Annotated in this window: 16 protein-coding genes; 6 read left to right on the top strand and 10 right to left on the bottom strand. The window is 60.9% G+C overall.

Going from position 1 to position 20,445, the window contains the following annotated elements:
* Nucleotides 1-17 precede the first annotated feature (17 nt).
* From U1A53_RS08975 to U1A53_RS08960, 4 genes are read right to left on the bottom strand one after another with little or no spacing between them, the layout of a single operon-like run.
* Nucleotides 18-1,424 carry a right-handed parallel beta-helix repeat-containing protein gene (locus U1A53_RS08975; protein WP_322280320.1) on the bottom strand — a complete coding sequence of 469 codons (1,407 nt, stop codon included), beginning with the start codon at nucleotides 1,422-1,424 and terminating at the stop codon, nucleotides 18-20.
* A gap of 16 nt (nucleotides 1,425-1,440) precedes the next feature.
* The gene (locus U1A53_RS08970; protein ID WP_322280319.1) at nucleotides 1,441-2,286 is read right to left on the bottom strand and encodes a hypothetical protein; all 846 of its coding nucleotides are present in this window, start codon (nucleotides 2,284-2,286) and stop codon (nucleotides 1,441-1,443) included.
* Nucleotides 2,287-2,321: 35 nt separating this feature from the next.
* The gene (locus U1A53_RS08965) at nucleotides 2,322-3,230 is read right to left on the bottom strand and encodes an alpha/beta hydrolase (RefSeq protein ID WP_322280318.1); all 909 of its coding nucleotides are present in this window, start codon (nucleotides 3,228-3,230) and stop codon (nucleotides 2,322-2,324) included.
* 17 nt (nucleotides 3,231-3,247) lie between these two features.
* Nucleotides 3,248-5,416 (bottom strand): DUF1549 domain-containing protein, encoded by a 2,169-nt coding sequence (locus U1A53_RS08960; protein ID WP_322280317.1) that lies wholly within the window; start codon nucleotides 5,414-5,416, stop codon nucleotides 3,248-3,250.
* A gap of 120 nt (nucleotides 5,417-5,536) precedes the next feature.
* Here U1A53_RS08960 and U1A53_RS08955 point away from each other — a divergent pair, with 120 nt between their 5' ends.
* Genes U1A53_RS08955 through U1A53_RS08940 form a run of 4 tightly spaced genes read left to right on the top strand, consistent with a single transcriptional unit; the run spans nucleotide 5,537 to nucleotide 11,009 of the window.
* On the top strand, nucleotides 5,537-8,263 hold the full coding sequence (locus U1A53_RS08955; protein WP_322280316.1) for a PQQ-dependent sugar dehydrogenase: 2,727 nt from the start codon (nucleotides 5,537-5,539) through the stop codon (nucleotides 8,261-8,263).
* A 36-nt stretch (nucleotides 8,264-8,299) separates the two neighbouring features.
* Nucleotides 8,300-8,929, top strand: coding sequence for an SHD1 domain-containing protein (locus U1A53_RS08950; protein ID WP_322280315.1), 630 nt, complete (start codon nucleotides 8,300-8,302; stop codon nucleotides 8,927-8,929).
* Between the two features lie 17 nt (nucleotides 8,930-8,946).
* Nucleotides 8,947-9,618 (top strand): response regulator transcription factor, encoded by a 672-nt coding sequence (locus tag U1A53_RS08945; RefSeq protein WP_322280314.1) that lies wholly within the window; start codon nucleotides 8,947-8,949, stop codon nucleotides 9,616-9,618.
* Entirely contained in the window at nucleotides 9,615-11,009 is a 1,395-nt protein-coding gene (locus U1A53_RS08940) for a heavy metal sensor histidine kinase (protein WP_322280313.1), read from the top strand. The genes U1A53_RS08945 and U1A53_RS08940 overlap by 4 nt, the downstream gene beginning before the upstream one ends.
* A 53-nt stretch (nucleotides 11,010-11,062) precedes the next feature.
* On the opposite strand, the gene U1A53_RS08935 is transcribed toward U1A53_RS08940, so the two are convergent.
* On the bottom strand, nucleotides 11,063-12,859 hold the full coding sequence (locus tag U1A53_RS08935) for a M3 family oligoendopeptidase (protein ID WP_322280312.1): 1,797 nt from the start codon (nucleotides 12,857-12,859) through the stop codon (nucleotides 11,063-11,065).
* A 70-nt stretch (nucleotides 12,860-12,929) separates the two neighbouring features.
* Between U1A53_RS08935 and U1A53_RS08930 the strand changes: the two genes are divergently transcribed.
* Together U1A53_RS08930 and U1A53_RS08925 are read left to right on the top strand one after the other, a co-directional pair.
* On the top strand, nucleotides 12,930-13,751 hold the full coding sequence (locus U1A53_RS08930) for a dimethylarginine dimethylaminohydrolase family protein (RefSeq protein WP_322280311.1): 822 nt from the start codon (nucleotides 12,930-12,932) through the stop codon (nucleotides 13,749-13,751).
* Between the two features lie 105 nt (nucleotides 13,752-13,856).
* Nucleotides 13,857-14,318, top strand: a complete 462-nt coding sequence (locus U1A53_RS08925; protein WP_322280310.1) for a YbaK/EbsC family protein — start codon at nucleotides 13,857-13,859, stop codon at nucleotides 14,316-14,318.
* Between the two features lie 21 nt (nucleotides 14,319-14,339).
* Here U1A53_RS08925 and U1A53_RS08920 read toward each other — a convergent pair whose 3' ends face one another.
* The 5 genes from U1A53_RS08920 to eda all read right to left on the bottom strand — a co-directional run bounded on the left by U1A53_RS08920 (nucleotide 14,340) and on the right by eda (nucleotide 20,444).
* Complete coding sequence (locus tag U1A53_RS08920; protein ID WP_322280309.1) at nucleotides 14,340-15,713, bottom strand: hypothetical protein; 1,374 nt, start codon at nucleotides 15,711-15,713, stop codon at nucleotides 14,340-14,342.
* A 6-nt stretch (nucleotides 15,714-15,719) separates the two neighbouring features.
* Nucleotides 15,720-17,327, bottom strand: coding sequence for an aldehyde dehydrogenase family protein (locus U1A53_RS08915; protein ID WP_322280308.1), 1,608 nt, complete (start codon nucleotides 17,325-17,327; stop codon nucleotides 15,720-15,722).
* 12 nt (nucleotides 17,328-17,339) lie between these two features.
* Nucleotides 17,340-18,677, bottom strand: coding sequence for an L-lysine 6-transaminase (lat, locus tag U1A53_RS08910; RefSeq protein ID WP_322280307.1), 1,338 nt, complete (start codon nucleotides 18,675-18,677; stop codon nucleotides 17,340-17,342).
* Between the two features lie 79 nt (nucleotides 18,678-18,756).
* Nucleotides 18,757-19,788, bottom strand: a complete 1,032-nt coding sequence (locus U1A53_RS08905) for a sugar kinase (RefSeq protein ID WP_322280306.1) — start codon at nucleotides 19,786-19,788, stop codon at nucleotides 18,757-18,759.
* On the bottom strand, nucleotides 19,785-20,444 hold the full coding sequence (gene eda / locus U1A53_RS08900; protein WP_322280305.1) for a bifunctional 4-hydroxy-2-oxoglutarate aldolase/2-dehydro-3-deoxy-phosphogluconate aldolase: 660 nt from the start codon (nucleotides 20,442-20,444) through the stop codon (nucleotides 19,785-19,787). Before eda ends, U1A53_RS08905 begins: the two co-directional genes overlap by 4 nt.
* Nucleotide 20,445: the final 1 nt, after the last annotated feature.

Below are 20,445 nucleotides of genomic sequence, written 5' to 3'. Positions count from 1 at the left end.
GGCGTGGATAAAAACTATCAGAACTTCGGCTTCGAGGCCGATGGCGGCTTGATGCTGCCTTGAAGCATCCAGCCCGTCTTTGTCGCCGGACTGGCATACGCTCCTCGAATGCGCCGCTCACCCTTGGCAGCTCCGCTGAAATCCAGGTCGAACGCTGTCTGATCAGCAAAAGAGGAAAGGTCGAGTGGCGTGCCTTCACAGCTCCCAAGCTTCGGATGGAGGTCCAAGGAGCCCAATGTCATTTGAGGGTTCGCCAGATGCAGCGCGGCATCGGCAACAGGCCCGGTGACGTTTTCGCGCACATTAGTAATGGTGTTGTGCAAAGACAACGGCTCTCCAGCGAACACCACATTGCCGATGATAGCAGCACCGTCCGTCGCGGCGCTGGCGATGCGGATGCCACGAGCGGCGGCGTAGATGGTGTTGTTGTAGATATGGGCGAGCTTCACCGGCAGATCGTGATTGCGCACGGTGATGGCGGCGTTGGCTGGGCAGTCGGCAAAGACATTGTCATGGATCGAGACGCGACCCGAAGCTTGCAGCAGCGATTCACGCGGATTGTGCCAGAGAAAGTTGCCGTAGATCTCATACAGGTCGTCGGAGCCGGGGCCGCTGTCAGGAAAGCCGCCGACGAGCAAATTTGCACGGTCGCCATCGGGGCTGGGCGCGTCGTTTTTGATGAAGACATTGTGCCGGATGATCGTGCGGCTGGCGGTGGTCGGCATCCCGTCGATCACAGGCCGCGTTTTCTGAAACTTGATCTCCATGCAGTAGCCGATCGGGTCTTGAACGAGGTTGTGCTCGATGACACCTCGAATGAAGGGATCAGCGCCGTTCGAGTTGCCGAGGTAGAGGCCCGTGCCGCAATTGCGGATGATGTTTCGCCGGATGGTCCAATCCCACGTCGGTGTCTTCGTGGAAATGCCGACGGCCTGCTGCGAGGTATTCCAATCGCTGATGATGCAGTCTTCGATGAGGATGTGGTGCACCGAGTTTTTCAGCCCGCCCTGGGCGCTGATGCCAAACAGGCCGGAAATGCCCTGCGGACCGCCACCGAGGATGGAGAGCTTCTTCAAGGCCACATGGCTGCACTGTTTCAACTCGACACAATTCGCCACCTGAGTCTGTCGAATCTCCGCCACACCTTCCTCCGGTCCTTGAATCGTGATCCACGCCTCGGGCGTGCCATGGCTGTCGCTGACCGGCAATCCCCGCTCATACACACCGGCTGCGAGCACGAGCGTGTCTCCAGGCTTCAGCGTGGTCAGCAAGCGACGGTAATTTTCGGGCTGCGCGTGCTTCACTGTAGCGGCTGCCGAGCCACTGACGAGCAGCAGGAACACGAAGCCACGGCACATGAACTGACTCAGAGCCACAAGCGCATGGCGGAGGAAATGACGAGGGAAGCCCGGCGTGAATTTCATAGCGCAACTCACTGATTTACTTCAACCATTCAAGCCACACTGGCAGGGCATGGAGTTGGTCCACATGGTCCGGCGCGGAGTTCCCTGCCAGGCCCACGAGGTGAAATGAGCCTTGCTTCGCCTCGCTGAGTTGCTGTGTCTTCATCGGCCCCCATTCGAGGATGGGGCGGCGTTTCACACCGAGTTCACGCAGCAGCCAGTCCGCGGTCTCCGTCGTGCTGGCGAAGGTGCCGGGAAAAATCTCGCTGTGGGTGATGAGCAGCCGTTTTTTCCCCGACATGGCCTCACGCGCATAGTCAGCGATGGGTTTCAGAGCTTCGGTGTCGATCTCCGACTCCAGCGGCCCAGGCTTGCCGTCAACGTAGCTCGTGTGCATGCCATCAATCATCAACACGCGATCGAGCATCTTCGCGGCAGAAGCAGATTTCAGCATCGCACGGATTCCCTGACAACCCGCGCTCCAGCCACCAACGGTGATCTGCGTCCAGCGCATGCCCGATTTGTCCGCCGCAGTGGCCAGCAAGGACTCGAACGCATCTTCCTTCTCAAACAGCACCTTGTAGCCGTCGCCGCGCTGAATCACGAGCGCAGCCATGCCGTGCTTTGCTGCGGCGACTTCGGGAATCCAGGTGCCGCCGTGCATGAAGATGAGCAGCGGCGCTTCTTTTTGGGCTGCGATGTCTTGCGGAATGAAAAGCGTGTCCGCCTCCAGCTTCACGCGCCTGCCCGCCGGATGCTCCTCCTTCAAGCGCGGATGCTCGCGCGTGTGCTCGACCATCGGCGATGGATTCTGCGGCTCCGCCGACGAAGCCGACGACAATACGCAAAGGCTGCAGAGGAACAGGATCGCGCGCGTGGACATAACCAGCCATCAACGGGGCGGCAGGCCGCTGTTTCTCACCTCAACTTCTCCGTCAGCCACCCCGCGAACAGATGCGCATCCCAGATCATTGTGGACCAGCCATGTTTCTGGCCGGGCCGGATCGTCAGTGCGACCTCGCGGCCGAGTTCGGCGGCGCGTTGCTTGAAGCGCGTGGACTGCTCCAGCGGCACCAGCGTGTCGGCATCACCGTGGGCGATTAAAACGGGCGGCAGGCTCTTGGTGATGTGAAAGATCGGCGAGAGATCGCGACCGATGACCTTCCATTCGTTCAGATCGGTGGCTTTCGGACCGAAGGAGTTGCGGAAGCTCTTGGGCGGACCGCCATCACCGAGATTTTCGGTGGATGGGCCGAGATTCAGCAGGTCCGTCACCGGATAAAACACCGTCACGGCCTGCACCGCGCTGTTTTCACGGTCCACCGGATCTGAGGCGTTCGGATCACCCGGCCCACCGCGCGTGGCGAGCATCAGGCTCAAATGCCCGCCAGAACTGCCGCCGAAGACGCCGAGGCGGTTCGGATCGATGCCGTATTCATGCGCATGATGCCGCACAAACCGGGCAGCACGTTCCACATCATCGACGATCTCCATGATGTTGGCTTCTGGCTGCGACAGATGCGAGACGGCGACGAGGGTATGCCCCTGGCGTAAAAAGGATGAAGCCGCCCAAGGCTGAAACTTATTCGGGTCCGACTTCCACCTTCCGCTGATCATGACCAGGATGCCGATGCCATTGGGATTCGCCGGGCGTATCACATCAAGTGTCAGGGCATGTCCATGCCGCTGCGTGTAAACAATGCCGCGTGTTTCGGTGAACTCCGGATGAAAATACCACCAACCTCCGCCGAACAACAGCAGAACGAGCAGAATGAGGGCGAGAACGAGCCGGAGAAAGAAACGTAAGGAACGGCGAAACAGGTTCATGAAACAAACAGCCGGTTTCAGCGCACGAAGATAAACTGCTGCGTGTTGATGAGGGCGAAGACGAGGTCTTCGATGCTGTTGAGGCCGGATTTGGCCCAAGCGGCTTTTTCGGCCTCAGTCGGGTGGCGGGAAAGCACGGTCAGATAAACTGCGGCAAGCTGATCATCGGGATATTTCGCGGCGGCGAGATTCACGCGAAGCTGAGTGTGCGGTTTGAGGATGGCTTCAAACAGCTCGCTGTTCATCAAGACGAGCGCCTGGGGCATGGAGGCGTCGGCGTTGGCGTTTTCGATAAGATCGCGGTCGCTCTGACCGAACTCACGGAGGTAGTGGCCGCGCGGGGCTGGGGATTCGAGGTCGGCGGCGCGGGGCCAGTCCCGGGCTTGGGCTTGGCGTGATTTGAGATAGGAGTCGATTTCGGTGACGCCTAGTTGTTTGGCTTCATCGCGGAAGACGATGTCGCGGGCGTCTGCGGCGGTTTTTTCCTCGTGCGGGATGGCTTGGTCGATGTCGTAGCCGGGCACCTCAATGTAAGCGCGGTTTTGCCCGGCCTTCTTGAGTTCTTCGAGATCTGGTTTGACGACGGGAATCGGCGACGGCGCGGCTTTGCCGGTCTTCTTCGTGTAAAGCCGCGCCACGGCGGGAACGACGACGTGATCGTGGATGCCGGTGCGCGCGATGAACTCGACGGAGCGGATTTCGAGGTTCAGTTTTTCGATCCGTTCCTTGTCCTTGGCCTTCTGCGCGGCGGTGTAGGCCTCGCGCAGAGGTTTCGATCGTGCGGAGACGGTTTCGTAAACCTCGGAGGCCTTCATGGCGCCATCGAAAACTTCCTGCGGCGTCATCAAATCGAGCGCGTCGCTGAGCTTCCCGCGATAGACGAGCTTCTGCGCCATGTCAGAGTCGATACCCTTGCGACGCGGCAGATCGGGTGTGGGATGGATGAGCGTGACAAAGCTGTCGTAGATCTGTTCCGCTGTCATGCGGCGCAACAGCGGACCGGTGAAGTGATAAACCTCGCCAGCAAACAGCTCGGTCTTTGTCGCTTCGTTTTGATAGGCCTGCGTGTTGTAGAGCACGCGGAGGAAGGCTTTCACATCGTAGTGGCTGGCGATCATGAACTGCTCCAGGTGCTTCATGAGCGCCGGATTCATCGCCACGGTGTTGTCCATGAGTTCATCGACCGGTTCGATCAATCCGAGGCCGAAGACCTTCTTCCATAAGCGGTTCGCTATCACTTTGGTAAAGCGCGGATTCTCCGGCGAGGTCATCCAGTCTGCGAAAGTTTGCAAATCGCCCGTGAGCGGCTTTCCGAGCATCGTGGCGGAATTGACGGCATCCTTCGGCTTCGCGTCGGTGTATTGGTAATCGTGGGGCAGCCTCAGCACACGCGTGGGCAGTGTCTGAACTTTGCTGTAGCGCACGAAGTCGCCGAGGTTCTCAAACACGCGGCCGATGTGGCGGGTTTGCACAGCCAGTTCGGGCTTTTTGTCAGCGGCACGCTTCAAATCCATCAACGGTCCTTTTTCAGCCACGCCGGTGAAATTCGTCTCCAGCGGATAGGTGAACGCGGCCATCTGGTAGAACTGCATCTGCGTCCATTTGTCGAACGGATGATTGTGGCATTGCGCACACTCGATGCGTGTGCCGAGGAAGATGCGTGTGGTGTTCGACAAATTGTCGAGCGGCATGCCGAGATCGCGCATGTAGTAGCCGATGGCGGGGTTGTCCCACACCTTGCCCTGCGCGGTGAGCAGCTCGCGAACGAAGGCGTCATACGGCTTGTTTTCGCGAATGCGCTGCTTCACATGCTCCAGGTAGGGCTTCGAGGTCATCTCCCCCTGCCCGCCGTTCGCCCGCGACTGCACACGGAGCAGATCGGCCCAGAAATGAAACATGTGCTGGTTGTATCCCTCGCTGGCGAGGAGCTGGTCGATCAGCTTCGCACGCTTGCCCTTGTCGGGGCTGTGCAGAAACGACAGTGTTTCCTGCGCGGTCGGGATGCGACCGATGATGTCGAGATGGACGCGGCGGACGAAGGTTTCATCGCTGGCGGGTGGATTCGGCGTGAGCTGGTGCTGCTGCCAGTCTTTAGCGAGCAGGGTGTCGATCTGTTGGGATGTCTCGCCCGCATCCGCCGTGGCGGCAGTGCAGAGCATGATGAGAAGTGTGCGCGTGAACTTCATGGCTGGGCAGGCAAACGGGAAGGCCCTGGGTATTCTAGCAGGCGAAGCAGGTCTAAAGATGAACTGATTTTCATTTTTGTTTTCTGACCAAGGGAGCCAGCATTGGGCAGGTTCCAACCCATGAAAGCTGCCTCAATACTCTGCCTGGCCGTCCTCGGCATGACGGGTGAGTGTTTGCACGCGCAGCTCGTGCGGCAGCCAAACACCACGCTCAATCTGCCTGCCACGCTGCCTGCGGCGACGGGCTACACGACGACGAACGCGATCACCTTTGCCGGTGGCGGCGGGATGACTTTCACGAATCCAATGTGCACGGCCTTCCCGAATGGCGAGACGAACCGCCTCTATGTGGCCCAACGTGCGGGCGTGGTGCGGGTGGTGAACAATTTGAGCGCGGCAACACCCTCCCAGGCCATCTTCATGGATCTGGCCAGTTATTTGACCAGCATCGGTCAGTCGCTCCCGTTTGCGGACGAGAACGGCCTGCTCAGCATGGTTTTCCATCCGGACTACAACGACAACGGCTGCTTCTACCTCTATTTCAGCATCACCCTCAGCGGCCAGCTTCATCAGCGGCTGGCGCGTTTCCAGGCCACAGGGACACCGGGCAGCTACAATGCCGCCGCGAGCGCTGATCCGGCCACGATGACGCCGCTGCTGACGATCTATGATCAGGCGATCAACCATAACGGCGGCGATCTCGCCTTCGGTGCCGATGGCTATCTTTACCTCTCGCTCGGTGACGAGGGCGGCGGCGGCGATTTCTACAACAACGCACGTTTCATCAACAAGGACTTCTGGGGCCAGATGATCCGCCTCGACGTGGACAACCGGCCGGAAAATCTAACGCCCAACGCACATGCACAGCCAGGCCCCGTGTCCTCCGCCATTCATGCGGGCACCTACAAAGTACCGGCGGACAACCCGTTCATCGCTTTCACGAGCTGGCACGGACAGACGATTGTTCCCGCGACGGTGCGCACGGAGATTTTCGCCACAGGCTTCCGCAATCCGTTCCGCTTCACCATCGATCCGCCGACGGGGCGCATCTTTCTTGGCGATGTCGGCCAACTCAACTGGGAGGAGGTGGACATCGTGGTAAAGGGCGGTGACTACGGCTGGAGCTGGCGCGAGGGCTTTCATGAGTTCTTCCAGTCCGCCACCGTGCCACCGCGCTTTCCGGACAACTCCGGAGGCAACACGAACGCGCCACCCGTCAACGGCTTCACGCCTATCGACCCCATTTTCGAGTATGTGAGCGACCTTTCCGCCGGCGGCACCATCTACGGCCCCTCCGTGTGCGGCGGCATCGTGTATCGCGGCAATCAGCTCACCGAGCTGCAGGGCAAATACATCTTCGGTGATGTTTACGGTGGCGGCGGCATCATCGCGGCGCTCACGGAGACGAGTCCGGGCGTCTGGACCGCTCAGCAGCTCACCACCCGGCAGCAGATCGTCGATTTCGGCACCGATCCACGCAATGGCGAGCCGCTGCTGTGCAGCCTGCAAGGCACGATTTACAGGCTCGTGCGCAATGGCATCACGGGCACGGAGCCACCGGCCACGCTCTCGGCCACGGGCGCGTTTTCAAACCTCGCCACGCTCACGCCGGGCGCGGGCATCGTGGCCTACGATCCAAATGTGAACTTCTGGAGCGACTACGCGATCAAGAGCCGCTGGTTCAGCATTCCAAACACCACGGACACGATCACCTTCAGTGCCACGGGCAACTGGACCTTTCCAACTGGCACGGTTTGGATCAAGCACTTCGACTTCGAGACGACACGCGGTGTCCCGGCAACACGGCGAAAGCTGGAGACGCGTTTCCTCGTCAAAACAGCGACGGATGTCTATGGCCTGAGCTACAAATGGCGCGCGGATCAAAGCGACGCCGATCTGGTGGCCGAGGCCGGACTTACGGAGGAAATTTCGAGCAGTTTGCCTTCCCAAACATGGCGTTATCCGAGCCGTGGAGAGTGCGTGACCTGCCACACTCCTGTTGGCGGCCACGCACTGAGCTTCAACACGCCGCAGCTCAACCGTGCCCGCGACTACGGCACCGGCTTGCAAAACCAACTCCAGGCCCTGAGCGACGCGGGCTATTTCAGCGCCGCCGTGACAGGTGTGAACAATCTTGCCGCCTTCGCGGCGGCTAATGACACATCGCAGTCGCTCGAATGGCGTGTGCGCTCGTATCTCGCGGTGAACTGCGTGCAGTGTCATCAGCCAGGCGGTGCCTCGCAGGGAAGCTGGGACGCGCGCATCACCACCAAGACCGACGCGGCCAACCTGATCAATGGCCTGCTCGTCAACAACGATGGTGACACCGCGAATCGCTTCATCGTACCGGGTGACACGACGCATTCGATACTTCTGCGCCGTCAGCAGGGCAATGGCATCACACGCATGCCGCCGCTAGGCACGTTTGAGCGTGATCTAGTGAACGAACAGCTCGTGAGCGACTGGATCGCCGCTCTGAGCACACGGCAGAACTTCACTCAATGGCAGACGGCACAAAGCCCGCCCGTGGGAGATGTCGGCGATGATCCCGATCACGACGGCCGCAGCAATCTGCTGGAATTCCTCACTGGCACGAATCCGCATGCCTCCTCCAGCGGCTGGAGTTACGGCGTGATGCAGTCCGGCGGCGGTGTGGCGCAGTTTCAGTTCACGCATCCGGCGAACCGCGCCGCCATCATTGAGGTGAGCAGCGATTTGATCACCTGGCGCACCTGGGATGCGCCGGGCAATCTGCCCTTCTATCCCGCCGCTGACACCACCCGTACCATCACCGCCTCGCTCGGCAGCCCGGACCGCTTCTTCCGCGTGCGTTTTGAAGAACTGTGAACGACTGATCCTCCGCAATGCGGTTTCATCATCTCTATGAAAACGAAAACCAACCTCCTGCACGTCTGCCTCGTCTTCTGCGTCATATCCACCCTTCAGGCCCGAACCTGGACCGAGGCCCAGACGGGCCGTACCATGGAAGGTGAGTTTGTGAAGGTTCTCGACAACGCCGTGGTGATCCGCAGTGCCAACGGTTCCACCGTCCAGCTACCGTTGGCACGCTTGAGCGAGGCTGATCAGACTTTCGTCAAAGAGCAGGCGGAAGCCGCCCCGAAGGCCACCGCCGCGAAAGCGGACGAAAAGAGCGCGGGCAAGGACGACGTGAAGAAGCAACTGCTCGGCACTTGGGACGGCTACATGGCCGACAGCGATGGCTCACGGCATGGCGACATCCGCCTGGAGATCACCGAGGAAAAGATCACCGCCTCCAATCCACGCGGTAATTCCGTCATGGGCGCGGGCACGTACCGGATTTCGGGCAAGCGAATCGACGCCACCGGCACGGAAGGTCAGTTCGCTGGCAAGAAATATGAGGGCATCTTCGATCTCGACAGCAAGACCTTGAAATGGTGCTCAGCGAATGACAATCCGAACTCCAACCGCCCCAGCAAACTGCAAACCAACACGCAGGCCGGCCAGTTTCTCATGGTGCTGGAGAAGAAATAGCGCATTCCATTGCCTCCATGCGTCTCCTTGTCGTCGAAGATGAAATCAAGGTGGCCCGCTTCATTGAGCGCGGACTGCGGGAGGAGGGTTTTGTCGTTGAAACGGCCTCAGATGGTGAATCAGGCCTTCAGAAGGCCCGAGGCGGCAGTTTTGATCTGGTCATTCTCGATGTGATGCTGCCGGAACGCGATGGCTTCTCCGTGCTGCGCGAGCTGCGTGCCTCCGGCATGCCCGCCCGCGTGCTGATGCTCACCGCACGCGATGGCGTGGGTGACCGCGTGCACGGGCTGGATCTCGGCGCGGATGATTATCTCGTGAAGCCCTTCGCTTTCGCCGAATTGCTTGCCCGCGTGCGCGCGTTGCTGCGCCGTGGAGTTTCGGAGGAGCCGGCGCTGCTTCGCGCGGCGGATTTGCAGGTGGATTTGCGGGCGCGTCGTGTCACACGCGGCGGCCAGCTCGTGGTGCTCTCGGCCAAGGAGTTCGGCGTGCTGGCGCATCTGCTCCGCCGCGCTGGAAACGTGGTGACACGCGCTGAGCTGGCGGAGCAGGTATGGGAAGACCTGCCAAACACACCGAGCAATGTGATCGAGGTCACGGTTTACCATCTGCGTGAGAAGGTTGATCGTGGTTTCTCGCCAGCGCTGATTCAAACCGTGCGTGGCGCGGGCTACCTGCTGCAAGAGTCATGAAATCCCTCCGTGCCCGTCTTTTCATCAGCTTCACCGCGCTGCTTGCGGCGGCGTTGATGATGTTCGGCGTCATCGTGTGGCTCGTGGCGCGGGAGGCGATGACGAATGACATGGACGATTTTCTGCGCGGCAAGGCGATGCTGCTCTCGCGCCTCATGCCGGCGGAGCGCCTGCGTGTGGAGCCATGGATGGAGCAGGACTTGCAGGTGCAGGAGCGGCAGTTTGGCGTGCAGGTTTTCGATGTGAATGGCACACCGGGAGGCAAATCGAGCACTTTGGCCATCGAAGTGCCGCTGACGGACAAAGTGCGCCGCTCCGAGCATCCCGCCGGTGGCGTGATTTTGGAAACCCTTGTGATCGGCGGAAAAAATTACCGTGTCGCCACGCATCCACGGCGTGACCGCTGGGGCGAGCCAGTCGTGATGTATGCGCAGGCCGTGATCTCATTTGATGCGCTGCAGGCCCGGCAGGCCCGGTTGCTTGCCTGGCTGGTGAGCTGCGGCACAGCCATGCTCGCCGCAGGCGCGGCCGCTTCGTGGTATTTAAGCCGGCAATGGCTGCGCTCTGTTTCCAGTCTGGAGGAGGCCGCGCGCGGGCTCAGCAGCTCCGAACTCGGCCTGCGTCGTCTGTTTGCACCCTCTGATGACGCTGAACTCGCCGCGCTGGCCAATTCATTCAATCACCTGCTCGACCGCCTCGAAGCCGCGTACAAAACACAGCAGCGTTTCACCGCCGATGCTTCCCACGAACTGCGCACGCCGCTCACCGTGCTGCGCGGCGAGATCGAGGTGGCGCTGCGCAGGCCCCGTAGCGCCGAAGAATACCGTGAGGTGCTCGTCAGCAACAAGGAGGAGATCGAACGCCTCTCCCGTCTCACCGAAAACATGCTCGCGCTGGCCCATGTCGATGTCGGCGACGCCATCACACAGCGCGAACTGGTGAACGTGAGCGAACTCTGCGCCGGCGTGACCGCCAGATTGCAAAACTTGGCAACTGAGCGTCAGATCACGCTCCACCACGAAGACACCACGGATGAACCGCTCAGTGTGAACGGTGATCGCATTGCTTTGGAGCGTGTGATGACGAACCTCGTCGAAAATGCCGTGCGTTACTCGCCTGGGGGCGAAAGCGTCACTGTGCGGATCTGCAAATCACCGCCATGCATCGAGATTCAGGTCATCGATACCGGCGGCGGCATCGCACCCGAGCATCTGCCGCATCTGTTCGAGCGCTTCTACCGTGTGGACAAGGCACGCTCACGCGCCAACGGCGGCAGCGGCCTCGGTTTGTCGATTGTGAAGGCGCTCGTCGAAGCTCACGGTGGCGGCGTGAGCGTGATGAGCGAGGTAGGACACGGTAGCACCTTCACCGTGCGGTTGCCCGCGGCTTGATCCTCACACCCTGCATTCGCGGTCTGTGTTCGTGCATGTCCTCCACCGCGGTTTCACTGCAGCTTCTCATAAGCCGTTAACGTCGGTTCGATGGCTCGCAGCGCCGTGGCCCAGAACTCGGGATTGGTGAGGTCTTCGCCGAGCGTTTGTTTCACGACTTCCTCGCAGGTGGCACTGCCAGTCATGGAGAGGAAGGCCTCGTAGCGTGGCAGGAAAGCCGCGCCTTCGGCTTTGAAGCGTGCGAACAGCGCCTGGCTGAGCAGATAGCCGAAGACGTAGGGGAAGTTGTAGAAGGAGACGCCGGTGATGAAGAAATGCATCTTATAGGCCCAGAACATCGGGTCGGTGCCGTCGTCGAGCAGCGTGTCGCCGTAGAGCTTGCGTTGTGCCTCGCTCATGAGTTCGCTGAGCCGAGACACGGAGACTTCGCCGGACGCACGTTCGGCATAGAAGGCCTTCTCGAACTCGTAGCGCATGGGGATGTTGATGAGGTAGGCGTGTGCGCGGAGCATCTCCTGGTCGAGCAGGTAGGCTTTGGTGGCCTCGGTGATGCCGGGATCGTTCATGAGGCCGCTGAGCAGGATCATCTCGCCGAAATTCGACGCCGTCTCGGCAAGCGTCATCGGATAGCTCGCCGCAAAGGAACGCGCAGGGCGGAGCACACACGAATGCCACGCATGACCAACCTCATGGGCGAGCGTGACCATGTCATGCACGGTGCTGTGGAAGGTCATGTACACACGCTCCTCGTGCTTGAGCTGCGATCCGGTGCAAAACGCGCCTGGACGCTTCCCCGCACGCGGTTGAGCCTCGATCCAGCGCTGTGCAAGCATCTCGCGGAAGTACGAGCCGAGCTTCGGATACGCGGCGCTGAAGGCTTGATCAACCGTCTTGCAGGCTTCGTCCCATGAGAGCGGTTTTTCCTCCGGCGCTGCGATTTGAGGCGCTTCGAGGTCGAAGTAGTGCAGCGCGGGCGTGCCTTGCAGCTTCGCCGCTTTGCGCAACGCACGACGCGGCAGCTCGATGTGCGTGTGAATGGCCTCCAGCATCGCATCGAGCGACTTGCGGCTCATCGCACCGTCAAAGAGCGGCGTGTCAAGGAAGTGCGGGATGCCACGATGGCCGTACAAACTCAGCCGCGTGCCAGCGATGCCGTTCAAACCGGCAGCGAGGGTGACAGCGTGATCATTCCATGGCTTCTGCCCGTCATGAAATGCTGCTTCACGCAGCTTGCGGTCCGGTTCAGACATCAAGGCACGGCGGCGTGACATCGGCACGGTTTCCTTGTGCCCGTCCGGGAAGGTCATCTCAAACTCCATCTTGCCCGTGAGGGTGTCATACAGCCGCCCCCAGGCATGGAGGCCGTTCACATTCAGATCGGCTGCCAGCGCTTCCATCTCCGACTTCATCTGATGCTGGCCTTCGTAGCGCATCCGCTGCACAGCGTGTTCGGCATTTTTCAACGAGGCATCGGTGAGCATCGTCGCGAATGCTGCATCGCTCAAAGCGGCCAGCGCTGAGCGCAGGGATGCCTGGAGCTTTGTGCTCTCGGCTTCCAGTGTCGAAATCCACGCCTCATCGGCCTTCACCGCCTCATCATTGGCGTCGTCCGCCGACAAGCAGCCGAGATAGGCGGAGAGATGGCCGAGACGGTCGCCGAGAGACTCCAGGGCATTGATGACGCGAATGATCTCAGTCGTGTCACTGCCCAAAGCGGCGGCTTGGGTCTTCAGAGACTCGACATCGCGCACGAGCACGGCTTTGAAGTCAGTGTAGTCGGGTTTGCCGAAGCCGGTGAACCAGGATTCGAGGGACCAGCGGTCGGGGGTCTGAGGTGAAGCGGAAGTCATGCCGCCTGTTAGCGCATTTTTTTGCAAGCTGCAAAGTGCATGCTGTCCAGGTTGTGGTAGAGTTTGAAGCATGAACCGGGTGCTGCTATGCCCGCCGGATTTTTTCTCGATCCGCTACGAGATCAATCCGTGGATGAGCCTGTCGCGGGATGTGAATCCCGAGACTGCGGCGGCACAGTGGCGACAATTGCACGAAACACTGCGATCGCTCGATTGCGAGGTGGAGGTGCTGCCACCCGAACCCGACTGGCCGGACATGGTCTTCACTGCGAACGCGGGGCTGGTGGCGGGATCGCGGTTCCTCCTGGGGAATTTCCGCCATCCGAAACGCCAGGGCGAAACTCCCGCCTACGAGCGATGGTTCGCGGATCACGGCTTTGAAATCGTACCTTTGCCCAAGATCCATGTCTTCGAGGGCGAGGGTGATGCTCTGTGGTTTGGCGACACGCTGTTCTGCGGTCACGGTTTCCGCACGGATCGCGAGATCGCCGGCTGGCTCGCGGAGGAGCTTCGCTGTGCGGTGGTGGACTTTGCGCTGAATGATCCCCATTTCTACCATCTGGACACCTGCTTCTGTCCTCTGCGCGGCGGGGAAGCGCTCTGGCATCCGCCCGCCTTCAGCGAAGCAAGCCGGCGCATGATGCGGGATCATGTGCTGGATCTCATCACCGTTCCACCGGAGGAGGCGCTGCGCTTCGCCTGCAATGCCGTCGTGCTCGACCGTCATGTGCTGATCCCCGCTGGCTGCCCGGAAACCTCCCGGATGCTGGTGGATCGCGGTTACGAGTGCCATCCACTGCCCATGAGCGAGTTCATCAAGTCGGGCGGCGCGTGCAAGTGCCTCGTGCTGCGTTTGTCCGCAGATCCATGGCATCACCACGGGTCTGGGTGACGTATCTTTTGAGAACTGGATTGCCCCGGGGCGATCTGAATCAATCAACCCATGGAGGCCGGCCTTCCAAGACCGGCTTCCCTCATCCAAGAAAGCGAGGTTCCAATGATTGCCAGAAAACTGAAAACCTTCCTCGATGAACGGAGGGTCAAATACTACACTCTCGTCCACTCACCCGCCTACACCGCCGCAGAAGTCGCCGCCGCAGCGCATATCTCCGGTCGTGTGCTGGCGAAAACGGTGATGGTGATCGTCGATGGCGCGATGGCGATGGCCGTGCTGCCATCCAACCATCGTGTGCTGCTGGACGATCTTTGCGAACTGACCGGCACGGAAGATGTGCGGCTGGCCCGTGAAGAAGAATTCAAAGATCTGTTCCCCGACTGCGAGGCCGGAGCGATGCCACCCTTCGGAAATCTCTACGACATGTCCGTCTATGTCTCCACCGACCTGGCCGAGGAGGCGGAGATCGCCTTCAACGCCGGCACGCACACGGAGATCATTAGCATGGGCTGGCACGACTTCGAGCGTCTGGTCAACCCGCGTGTGGCCAGTTTCACCACCTGACCCTCGCCATCTCCATTTCCTTCAGTGCGCCATCTGCTTCCGCGGGTCTGTCGCAGAGATGATGGCGCTGACGGATTTTTGATTGAAGCCTTTGAAGCCGCCCTTGCGTTGCAGATTCTCCAAATGGCTGCCGATCGCGCCTTCCTGCATGAACTGGCGGAGCTGCGCATCATCAATCAGGCCCGCCTCGTGCAGGCGTTGCGCACGTTCGTGTTTCACCGGCCAGCGTTCGCCTTCGGTGAAGGCCTGCCAGAGAAACGGCAGATCGGAGAAGGGTTTCATCGTCTTGACGCCCTCGCGTTCCAGTTGTTCCTGCAGCAGCTCATGATCAAAGCGGCACTCCAGATGATGCATGCCCGCCTGGACGAAGCTTTCGCCGTGCAGGCCGACCCACAGGCCGATGGTTCCGAGCTTCGATGACGGTGGTAACTGCTCGCGTGAAAAATCCAGCTCCGTTTCCTCCGGCAGCAGGTCCACATCGCAAAACGCCACGATGCCTTCATGGGCCTGTTCCAAAATCTGTGCGCCCCATCCTGCCTCCTTGCCGGTGTAGTAGCGTTCGCGGCGTTCAAAGCCGAGTTTTTCCAGCGCACGCATCAGATCCACGAAATGCCTTCGTGAGGAGCGAAACGTGTGATGATCATGGTTCGCCCAGCCGAGCCCGAGCCGGTCCTGCCGGGCCTTTTGAACGCATGCGGCGCGATTGCGGCTCTGCCAGAACGTCCGTTCCTCAGCGAAGACGATGTGACAGGCAAGATCGCGACCGGTGAGCGCAATCAACCGGTCGAGCAGTTCGTGCGTGTGCCGCCAGCCCTCGGCATCATCCGCAAACTGGCGCTGTCGATGCCGCCACCATTCCTGGGCATCAAGCTGTGCTTCCAGCGCGTTCGCGGCATGACCTGCATGCACAAAGCCGCGATAGCCTCGACGCTCCACCACATCAAGACGCGCCCCTTTCTCCTCGGTGATGCACGCCCAACGATAACGCGAGAGCGGCACGCCTTTGATGGCCAGGCTCAGGCCATGCGCGAATAGAAACACGGAAACGCTCTCCACACGCAGTGCCAACACCATGGGACCGGCATCTTGAGCCAACAGGATGCGCGGCAGCATCGCCTCCGGGTGCCAGAGCGCGTGCTGTCCGGCCGGCGCATCGGCCAGCAGATCGTCGGTGTAGCCCGCGGCTCGAAACGGCTTCTCATCCGACGCAGGCAGCACCAGATGATCGACCCAGTCGATCAGCAGCGTGCCCGTTTCATCGCGCATCCGATGGAACAGCGAACGCGCGAAGGCATTGCGTTCGACGAAGGACTCCAGCCGCTGCAGCACGAGTTCCTCCGCCAACTGGCACAACGGCCAGTCGAAGCGTTGTTCGTGGGAAGGAGCTGTTTCCATGATCTTTTAACCTCCAAATTCGATTCCCTGCGCGAGCGGCAGATCGTTGCCATAGTTGATCGTGTTGGTCTGCCTGCGCATGTAGTTCTTCCAGGAATCCGAGCCGCTTTCTCGGCCGCCGCCGGTGTCTTTTTCTCCGCCGAACGCACCACCAATTTCAGCCCCGCTGGTGCCTGCGTTCACGTTCGCGATGCCGCAGTCACTGCCGCACACGCTGAGGAATTGTTCCGCCTCACGGAAGTCATTGGTGAAGATGCCGGAGCTGAGGCCCTGCGGCACGGCATTGTGCATCGCGATGGCGTCGTCGAAATCACGATATGTCATGAGGTAGAGCAACGGCGCGAAAGTCTCCTCCTGCACGATGGGCATGTCGGCGCGGACTTCGGCGAGACAGGGCGCGACATAGCAGTCGTTTGGAAAAAGGTCCGTTTGCAGTTTCTCTTCGTCATCCGGCAGCACGAGGCCGCCTTCCTCTTGCTCATGTTCAATCGCCAGCACCGTGTCCAATTCACCGGGCAGACGTCCGCCACCGTGGAGAATCCGTCCGCCCTCGTGTTTCAGCCGTTCGATGGCTTTCATCATCGCGGTGACCGCATCACGGCTGACGAGCGGCCCCATCAGCGTGGTGCGCTCCAGCGGATTGCCGATACGCACCGTGTGAAAGGCGGCGATGAGACGCTCTTTGAGATTTTCCGCCACGGACTCATGCACAATCACCCTCCGTGTCGAAGTACAACGTTGCCCGGCGGTGCCGATGGCACCAAACACAATCGCCCGAGTGGCTAGATCGAGGTTCGCGCTGGGAGCGACGATCACGGCGTTGTTGCCACCGAGTTCGAGCAATGTGCGGCCCAGTCTGGCATGAACCTTTTGTGCAATCACACGGCCCATCGCGCAGGAGCCGGTGGCGGAGATCAAGGGCACACGGCGATCTGACACAAGCTGCTCGCCGACGGATGTTGAATCGCCGCACACGAGAGTGAAGATCGCCGGATCGGCGCCTGTGTCCTGGCAGACCCGTTCGGCGATGCGTGTGGCCGCGATCGCACACAGTTGTGTTTTGTGCGAGGGCTTCCACACCACACTGTCACCGCACACGGCGGCGATGGCGCTGTTCCAGGCCCAGACGGCGACGGGAAAATTGAAGGCGGAGATCACGCCGACGACGCCAACCGGATGCCATTGCTCCATCAGCCGGTGATGCGGCCGCTCCGAGGGCAGCGTCAGGCCATGAAACTGGCGCGACAAGCCGAGCGCGTAATCACAGATGTCGATCATCTCCTGCACCTCGCCTTCCGCCTCGGCGATGATCTTGCCCATCTCCAGCGTGACCAGTTTCGCTAGATCGGGCTTCGCCTGGCGCAACGCATCACCAAAACGTCTGATCGTTTCGCCTCGAACTGGTGCCGGCACGGTTCGCCATTTCAAGAAAGCCACATGCGCGCGTCCGATGGCCGCCTCACATTCCGCCGCCGTCGCCTGACGCACCCGGGCGATCACGGTTTCATCAATGGGTGAGATCGAATCGACAAGCGGCCCACCTCCCCACCACCCGCCATCGAAGACACCGGGATTTTCATCGGTGATGCCAAGTTGTTGGAGCCAGTCTTGCATGATGAGAATAGATCAACCATGCGATGCCATCCGCTGGCATTGTTTTTTCAGAATCTCGACGGCCTGCCCCACCGCCTCCTCAGGCAGGTCGAGCGCTGGCCTGAAACGGATGGAGCGCGTACCCGCACGCAGGGCCAGCAGTCCCAGGTCGAACAGTCCGCAGAGGAACTTCTCTCGCAGTTCCGTTGTCGGCAGATCGAAGGCGATCATGAAACCACGACCACGTACGGCGCTCAAAAAATGGCTTTCATCGGCGATATGCTCCAGTTCCTCCACCAGCAGCGCCCCGACGCGGGCCGCATGTTCCAGCAGCCGCTCCTCATGGATCAGCCGCAGGCAATGCGTGGCGCGCACCATGTCCACGAGATTGCCACCCCAGGTGGAGTTGATGCGGCCCGGCAGGCGGAAGACATTGTCTTTCACTTCGTCGAGCCGTGGTCCGGCCATGACACCGCATGCCTGGATCTTTTTGCCGAACGCGAGCAGATCCGGCTGCACATCAAAATGTTCGCAGCACCACATCTTTCCCGTCGTGCCGCCGCCGCACTGCACTTCATCAAAGATTAGCAGCACATCATGCTCATCACAGACGCGCCGCAGCGTCCGCAGCCACTCGCCACGGAAATGGCGGTCGCCACCCTCGCCTTGAATGGGCTCGATGATGATCGCGGCGATGTCGTCCTTCTGCCGGTCGATGAAACTCATCAGCAGCTCCTCGCACAGCCGTTCTTTCTCCATCGCATCAAGCTCACGCTCTTCTGGCGGCAACGAGAAATCGAGATACGGAGCCGGAAGGCGCGGCCAGGGAAACTTCGCGTAGTGCGCGATCTTGAGCGGGTCCGTGTTCGTCAGGCTCAGCGTGTAACCGCTGCGGCCATGAAACGCTCCCTCGAAGTGCATGATGGCCGTGCCCCACTCGCCACGGCCCGCGGCCAGGTTTTTACGCACCTTCCAGTCCATCGCCGCCTTCAACGCGTTCTCCACCCCCATCGAGCCGCCCTCGATGAAAAAGAAGCGCTCCAGCGGCGCCAGTCCGGCCAGTTGATGAAACGTCCGCACAAAGTCCGCGTAGAGCGTGCAATAGACATCCGAGTTTGCCACCTTTGAGCGTGACGCGGCCAGCAGATCACGCTGAACCTCCGGCTCGCCGAAGCGCGGATGATTATACCCCACCGGCATCGACGCAAAGCAGCCGTAAAGATCCAGCAGCGTTCGTCCGGTGGACGCATCCACCAGTCGGCTGCCATGGCTCTTTTTCAAATCGAGCACCAGCTTGAAACCATCGACAAGGACATGCCTGCCGAGTTCGGCCAGCACCTCCCGAGGCTTGATGGATTGCCGCGCGCTCACATCCTTGAATACGCCGGGACACGCTGCCACCGACGCAGCAAACCGGCGCTTTTGGGGCCGCCAGGGGGCTGTCTGCGACTTACCGGCTCACTCTTCCGCCGCCATCCCCTTGCATGAGTGATTCGATCTCCTCACGCGTGCTGTAATTGTAATCACCTTCGATGGAATGCGCGAGGCAACCTGCGGCGGTGGCGAAGGAGATGGCGGTTGGAGTGGTGGAGTTTTGGAGGAATGAAAACACCAAGCCCGCCGTGAACGCATCGCCTGCGCCGAGGCGGTCGATGATTTGAGTGATGGTGTAACTCGGCGCGGTGTGGAGCGTGCCGGTGGCGGCTTCGTAAAGCGCGCCGCTGAAGCATTGCGCGGCAGAGGTGCTGCCATCGCGCAGGGTGAAGGCGGTGTGGGTGAGGTTTGGGAATTGGGAGACGATTTGCCGCGCCAATTCATGCAAATCGTCATTGTGCTCGATGCCGAGCATCGCCGTGGCATCGCTGATGCCGCCGACGAAGACGGTGACGTGCGGCAGGAGCGTTTTCATCGTGCGCGTGGCGAGTTCGCGGGCAGAGAGCGGCGGCTCCCAGCGCCAGAGCTTGGTGCGGTAGTTCATGTCGCACACAACTTTGATCTGGCGACGTGCCGCCTCCTGCACGGCGATGAACGAGACCTCGGCGGCATTGCGTGAGATGGCGGGCGTGATGCCGGAGATGACAAACCATTCGCAACCGGTGAAGATCGCGTCCCAATCGTAAGCGGACGCGGGCGTGATCGCCACGGAGGAGCCGTCGCGGTCGTAAATGACATTGCCGCCGCGCTGGTTCGCGCCGTGTTCGAGGAAGTAGATACCTAGGCGGCCCTCAGGCGTGCGCAGGATGTGTTTCGTCTCCACACCGAGGCTGCGCAGATCGGCGATGCAGGCATCGGCGATGGCGTGCTGAGGCAAGGCGGTCACAAAGGCCGCGTCGATGCCGAGATAGGCCAGCGAGGCCGCGATGCTGGCCTCCGCTCCTGCAAAGGTGACATTCACGCCGCCCGGCATCGCCTGCTGAAACCGCGCAAAGCCCGGCGTGGCGATGCGGGCCATGATTTCGCCCAACGTGACGACGCGGCTCATGGACGGACCTGTTTCACGATGTCGCTGGCCTCACGCGCGAGAGTGGTGATGGCCTGCCAGCCGCTTCTGATGATCAAGTCCTTCGGCGCGAGCCATGAGCCACCGAGCGCGAGCACGGACGGCTCCTTCAAATAATTCGCCGCATTCGCCGCGCTTACACCGCCGAGCGGAATGAATTGCACGCCGAGATGAGCGAAGGGTGCCACGATGCTGCGCAGGTAGATCAGGCCGCCGCTCGGCTCCGAGGGGAAAAACTTCAGCACCTTGCAGCCCGCTTCGAGAGCAAGTTCGATGTCCGTCGGCGTGCAAACGCCCGGCGCGAAGGGAAGCCCAATGCGCTGCGCCTCGGCGACGACGCGCGGATTCATCCCCGGAGCGACGCCGAAGCTCGCACCAGCCTCCTTGGCATCGTTCGCCTGCTTTGGCGTCAAAATCGTGCCCACGCCGACGGTCATCTCCGGCACCTCGGCACGGATGCGCCGCAGCGATTCGAGTGCGGCATCGGTGCGCAGCGTGAGTTCGATGCAATCCACACCGCCCGCGAGCAAAGCCCGCGCCAGCGGCACGGCGTCCTCGACACGGTCGATCATCAAAACGGCAATGACGCCGGTGCGGTTGAGTTGGAGGCGGAGATCTTCGGGAAAGGCGTTGTTCATC

It is taken from the genome of Prosthecobacter sp., assembly GCF_034366625.1.
Taxonomy (GTDB): Bacteria; Verrucomicrobiota; Verrucomicrobiia; order Verrucomicrobiales; family Verrucomicrobiaceae; genus Prosthecobacter.
The sequence above is the reverse complement of the archived record's forward strand: the minus strand, read 5'-3'. Positions and strand labels throughout refer to the sequence as shown.